The following is a 4,755-nucleotide window of genomic DNA, read 5'->3' on the forward strand; positions in this document are numbered from 1 at the left end:
CTCGTCCGTTTAACGCAAAAAAGCCGGCTTTTGAACCACGCCAGGGTACAGCCACTTGCCCGCAGAAATGCCAGCTGGATGGCGGCTCCGGCACGGCCGGCACGCCGAAATTTCTGGTTGATTGCAGCAACATCGCTATCGGTCAGCGCGAAATAGTACTCGACATCGAATTCCGACAATCGAGAAGGCAAGCTGTCTTTCCCCACATAACGAAATTCCAAGCCCGGCATCTTCCGCCCCCATCCAGGTGACACGATCCGAAATCGCGGGCGGACATCGTACTCCCGAAGTCACTTGAGGGGCAGAGCGTGGAGTTTTTCCGGTTCGGATAGCTTTGACCGCGCAGCCTGGGTCTGTCGTCTTGCGATAGTGGATCCAGCGTGCCCCGAAGCCTACGCCAGGCAGTCGAGACGGTGGCGATCAAGCAGGAGCCGCCAGCATTCCGTAGTGCCGCGCATTGGCATGGCTGTAGCGCTGGCGACATGGTTTTCCGCACAATTTTGAGGCCAGCCAGAGGTTGGTGCATGTCACTGTTGCGGATATGTCGCGACACACTTGTTTCGCCACACTGTCTTGAGCCTGCCTCGCTTGCGGTATTACCTGAACAGGTATAAAATGCCGCCATGGCAGCTGACAAAGAAAAACCGCTCGAATGGATCGCGAGCAGCTACAAGGATCTGATGGCGTTGCCGCTCGACGTACGTCGGCGTTTCGGTTACGCGCTGTCGCTGGCGCAGATGGGCGACCAGGATGACGCAGCGAAGGTACTCAAGGGCTTCGGCGGTGCCGGCGTGCTGGAGGTCGTCGAAGACGATGCCGGCGGCACCTATAGAGCAGTCTACACGGTCAAGTTTGCGGAAGCGGTGTTCGTCCTGCACTTCTTCCAGAAGAAGAGCAAGAGCGGGATCGCCACGCCGAAGGCAGACATGGACATCATCCGCGCTCGGCTGAAGGTGGCCGAAGCATTGGCACAGGAGCTACGAAATGCAAAAACGAATCATTGAAGGCGTCGAGGTTCAGCGCAGCTCGGGCAACGTCTTCGCCGACCTTGGGCTGCCCGACGCCGAAAAGCTCAAGATCAAAACCGGCCTGGTCGTCGAGATCAGGAAGGCGATGCGTGCCCTCGGGCTCACCCAACAAGCGGCGGCGAAGCGCATGGGCATTCCGCAACCGAAGGTGTCGGGCATGATGCGTGGCGACTTCACCAACCTGTCCGAACGCAAGCTAATGGACTGCCTGAATCGCCTCGGCTACGACATCGAAATCAAGGTGCGACCGGCATCCGAGCCGGTCGGGCACCTGACTCTCGCTACCGCCTGACCAGATGCCCCGATGAGCGCCCGCATTGCTGATGAAGAATGGGACATGCATGAGCATGAATGAATTTCGCCGACTGGCAGCGAAGGTCGATCAGCACATGCAACAACTTGCCGCCCAGGGCGGCAGCGACACTCATGCATCATCAACCGCATTATGGGTTACGTGCCCAACCTGCACAAGATTTGGGTCGGCACCTCCGACCAGCAACTCATGGCGCTGTGCCACGAATTTCCCGGGTTCTACCGCTACGCCCTCATCATGGAGGAGGCGTCCGAAGCCGAGCGCAACAAGGCATCGCGGCCCTATGACGGCATGGCCGAGGTCTTCGAAGAGCACAAGCAACGGGCGGCTCAACTGCTGGTCACGGCGACAACCCTTGAGCGCGGCTATCAAGCGTTTCGTGGAAGCGGCAACCTGCAAGGCTTCCAGCCGCAAGTCAACGAGTTGGGTCAGCTGCATCGGAAATGGCTGTCCGAACTGGACAGCTTCAAGAGCGCTCTACGCGCGCAGGGTGCTGAACCTAGAGCATTGGAGTACGTGAACGAAGCGTTCGGACACCTAGCCGATCGGATCAAGCAGTTTGCGGGTTGATGGTCGGGACGGGCGACGGAATTTTCGGCGGTTCCGGCTTACAACCCCCATTTTGGGTACGTGAATTTTCGGGGAACCCTCAACTTTCCGATCGACCGGTACGAGAAGTGCTACTCGACGCCACGCCCTGGCGGAAGGTGGGCCGTTCCTGAAACCATGAAACATAGGAGAAGCAGTTTGAAGCGTGCGATCACTCGCGACCTGGCAAAGATAATTCCGACCATTCGTTGCCACGGGGATTTCTGTGCCTCGGGCAGGTCCGAAATCGTCATGCCCAATCTGGAAGTAGATGGCGTTGGCCGCATCGCGCTGCCACTGCTTTCCGTGCAGGGCGAACAGCTTGTCGCCGTTGCGGAGCGGGCACCCTACGGTCGCGGAGAGGAAACGCTCGTAGATACCGAGGTTCGCCGGACTTGGCAGATTGATGCTGGCGGCGTCCACCTTGCCGGGCAAAGCTGGCCCAAGACCCTGCATGCGATGATTGGCCAAGTGGCGGCAGGGCTGGGGGTGACCGAACCCGTAACGGCAGAACTGTACAAGCTGCTGATCTATGATACCGGCAGCTTTTTCGTCGAGCATCGCGACACGGAGAAAATTCCGGGGATGTTCGCCACCCTCGTGGTGGCGCTGCCCTCGGTCAGCAGCGGCGGGGAACTCATTGTCCGCCACCGGGGACGCGAAGTCTGCCTCGATCTGGGCGGGTCCGACTCGGCCACGGTGTCGTTCGCGGCGTTCTACGCGGACTGTGTGCATGAGGTGCGTCCGGTTACCTCGGGTTACCGGCTGGTCCTCATTTACAACCTGGCCCGCGCTGGCCGGCGCCAGCCTTCCGCGCCACCGGACTATGGCGGCGAACTGTCAGTGATCACGGCGCTGCTGCGGCGTTGGGTCGCAAACAAGGATTCGCCCGATGACGACTCACCAAACAAGCTGATCTATCCGCTGGAGCACGCCTATACGCCGGCAGAACTGGCATTTGACGCTTTGAAAAATGCAGATGCCGCCGCCGCTGGTGTACTCATTCGCGCCGCAAACGAAGCTGAGTGCGACCTTCACCTGGCGCTGGTGTCGATCGAGGAAACGGGGACCGCGGAATATGCCGGTTATGCCTCGCGCAGACGAAGCCGATGGTACCGCGACCGATATGAGGACGATGAGGATGGATACGACGATGACTTCGAGATCGGCGAACTCATCGAGCGGACGCTGACGATCTCGGACTGGCGGCAGCCCGATGGCAGCAAGCCGGCCATCACTGCCCTGCCTTTCGAGGAAGACGAACTCTGTCCACCGGGAAGCTTCGACGAATTGGAGCCTGACGAACAGCATTTCCACGAGGCCACCGGCAACGAGGGCGCGACCTTTGAGCGGACCTACCGGCGGGCGGCCTTTGTGCTATGGCCCCGGACGCGACGACTTGCCGTGATTCATCAAGCAGGTTTGGGCGTGACCCTGCCGTACCTGAGTGATCTGGCCGCTCGTTGGGAACAGAGTGGGGAGAGTCAGGCCTCGCCCCAATGGCACGATGCGCATACGCTCGCCGGCTACATGCTGCGCGACTGGCCGGCATCGCGTGGTTACTATGGTAACGGGGACCAGGTCATTTGCATGGTGGCGAGCCTAACGCAGCTACGCGACACCGCGCACCTCGACACCCTGCTGGACATCATGCCGGCCAAGTGGATGTATCACGGCAGCGAGAACGAGGCACTGACGCGCGCAGCCGGCCTTCTCCTGCCGCAGCGGGCGTCCGAACTCGTGGAACAGATCATCGCCTGGAACGCGCAGATGATGCCCGGTGCCTGCGCCGGTCTACTGGCGCGGATCGGCGAAAGTGACCAGTTCGGAAATTCTCCTGTACTTCTTCACCCGGCAGCCACGACGCTCGTCCAAACGCTGACAGGGCAACGCACCTCCGCCCGACCCGACCATTTCCTTCCCCCGGATCCGATCACGCCAAGCCTGATCGAAGATCTGCTCACTGCCCTCGCGCGCATTGACGCGCCATTACTGGCCGACCTTGTTGTGGGGCATGTCCTGGCGTATCCGGCTTCGTTTGACCTGGACGCCATTGTGGTCCCGGCCATCCTGACGCTGAGCGAACGCGGACCGACAGTGAAGAGCGCATCGGTGCAGCGCCTGCGTAGCGCCGCTCTGGCACATCTGCGCATCCGTATTGCCCCGCCATTGGCACCACCGCCGGATTTCGCGCGGGCGAATCCAATCCTCTGCCGTTGCGCCCATTGCGCCGGGCTCGGCCGGTTCCTGGTGGATCCCACGCGCAGGGAGTGGGTATTTAAGGCCGCCGAGAAAGATCGCCGCCATGTTGAGAGCGCCATCACCGTACATGGTTGCGATGTAGATTGCGCCACAAGCAGGGTCGGAAGACCCTACAGTCTGATCTGCACCAAGAATCAGGCAAGCTACGAGCGGCGCGTGCGGCAACGCAAGGAGGATCTGCGCAACCTCGAACGGCTTGAGTCCGTCCCCGAACAGGGAGGACAACCTGGCGCTGGGCCATACCGGGTGAACGTCCAGGAGCGAGAGACTGATGACGAAAGGTGACGTGATGGATATCAATACCGAGGCGGTCGATGAAGCTGTACCTGAAGCCCTGAATCTTTGTAATCAGAGCCGTGCCTATGAACCGGCTGCACGAGACGGCTTCATCCTCGAACCGATCAATCGCGCCAAGTCGGTGGTATTGACCGACGAAGGGTGATGCCGATGACACCTTTAGTGAGATGAAGCAGCGGGACGAAGTCTTGAAGGAGTTGACGCGGGAGGAATTGCTCGCCGAGGTGGCACGTTTGCGAGCAGAAAATGCCAGGCTTGCCGCGTTAG

6 protein-coding genes are annotated in these 4,755 nt (G+C 60.4%); 5 read left to right on the forward strand and 1 reads right to left on the reverse strand.

Annotated features, from left to right (window positions below; all coding sequences use genetic code 11):
* Nucleotides 1-230, reverse strand: a 230-nt coding sequence (locus tag A3A5_RS41410; protein WP_157637218.1) for a DUF4158 domain-containing protein, incomplete at its 3' end; no start/stop codon positions are given.
* A 393-nt stretch (nucleotides 231-623) separates the two neighbouring features.
* Here A3A5_RS41410 and A3A5_RS0112795 point away from each other — a divergent pair.
* The 5 genes from A3A5_RS0112795 to A3A5_RS43270 all read left to right on the forward strand — a co-directional run bounded on the left by A3A5_RS0112795 (nucleotide 624) and on the right by A3A5_RS43270 (nucleotide 4,633).
* Nucleotides 624-1,004, forward strand: a complete 381-nt coding sequence (locus A3A5_RS0112795; protein ID WP_018310969.1) for a type II toxin-antitoxin system RelE/ParE family toxin — start codon at nucleotides 624-626, stop codon at nucleotides 1,002-1,004.
* A complete protein-coding gene (locus A3A5_RS0112800) occupies nucleotides 985-1,320 on the forward strand; it encodes a helix-turn-helix domain-containing protein (RefSeq protein ID WP_018310970.1) in 336 nt (111 codons plus the stop codon). The genes A3A5_RS0112795 and A3A5_RS0112800 overlap by 20 nt, the downstream gene beginning before the upstream one ends.
* 153 nt (nucleotides 1,321-1,473) lie before the next feature.
* Entirely contained in the window at nucleotides 1,474-1,911 is a 438-nt protein-coding gene (locus A3A5_RS38420; protein WP_018310971.1) for a hypothetical protein, read from the forward strand.
* Between the two features lie 177 nt (nucleotides 1,912-2,088).
* Nucleotides 2,089-4,476 (forward strand): 2OG-Fe(II) oxygenase, encoded by a 2,388-nt coding sequence (locus A3A5_RS0112810; protein ID WP_018310700.1) that lies wholly within the window; start codon nucleotides 2,089-2,091, stop codon nucleotides 4,474-4,476.
* The gene (locus A3A5_RS43270; RefSeq protein ID WP_156914536.1) at nucleotides 4,463-4,633 is read left to right on the forward strand and encodes a hypothetical protein; all 171 of its coding nucleotides are present in this window, start codon (nucleotides 4,463-4,465) and stop codon (nucleotides 4,631-4,633) included. The genes A3A5_RS0112810 and A3A5_RS43270 overlap by 14 nt, the downstream gene beginning before the upstream one ends.
* The last annotated feature ends 122 nt before the right edge of the window (nucleotides 4,634-4,755 follow it).

This window comes from Cupriavidus sp. UYPR2.512, from assembly GCF_000379565.1.
Classification (GTDB): Bacteria; Pseudomonadota; Gammaproteobacteria; order Burkholderiales; family Burkholderiaceae; genus Cupriavidus.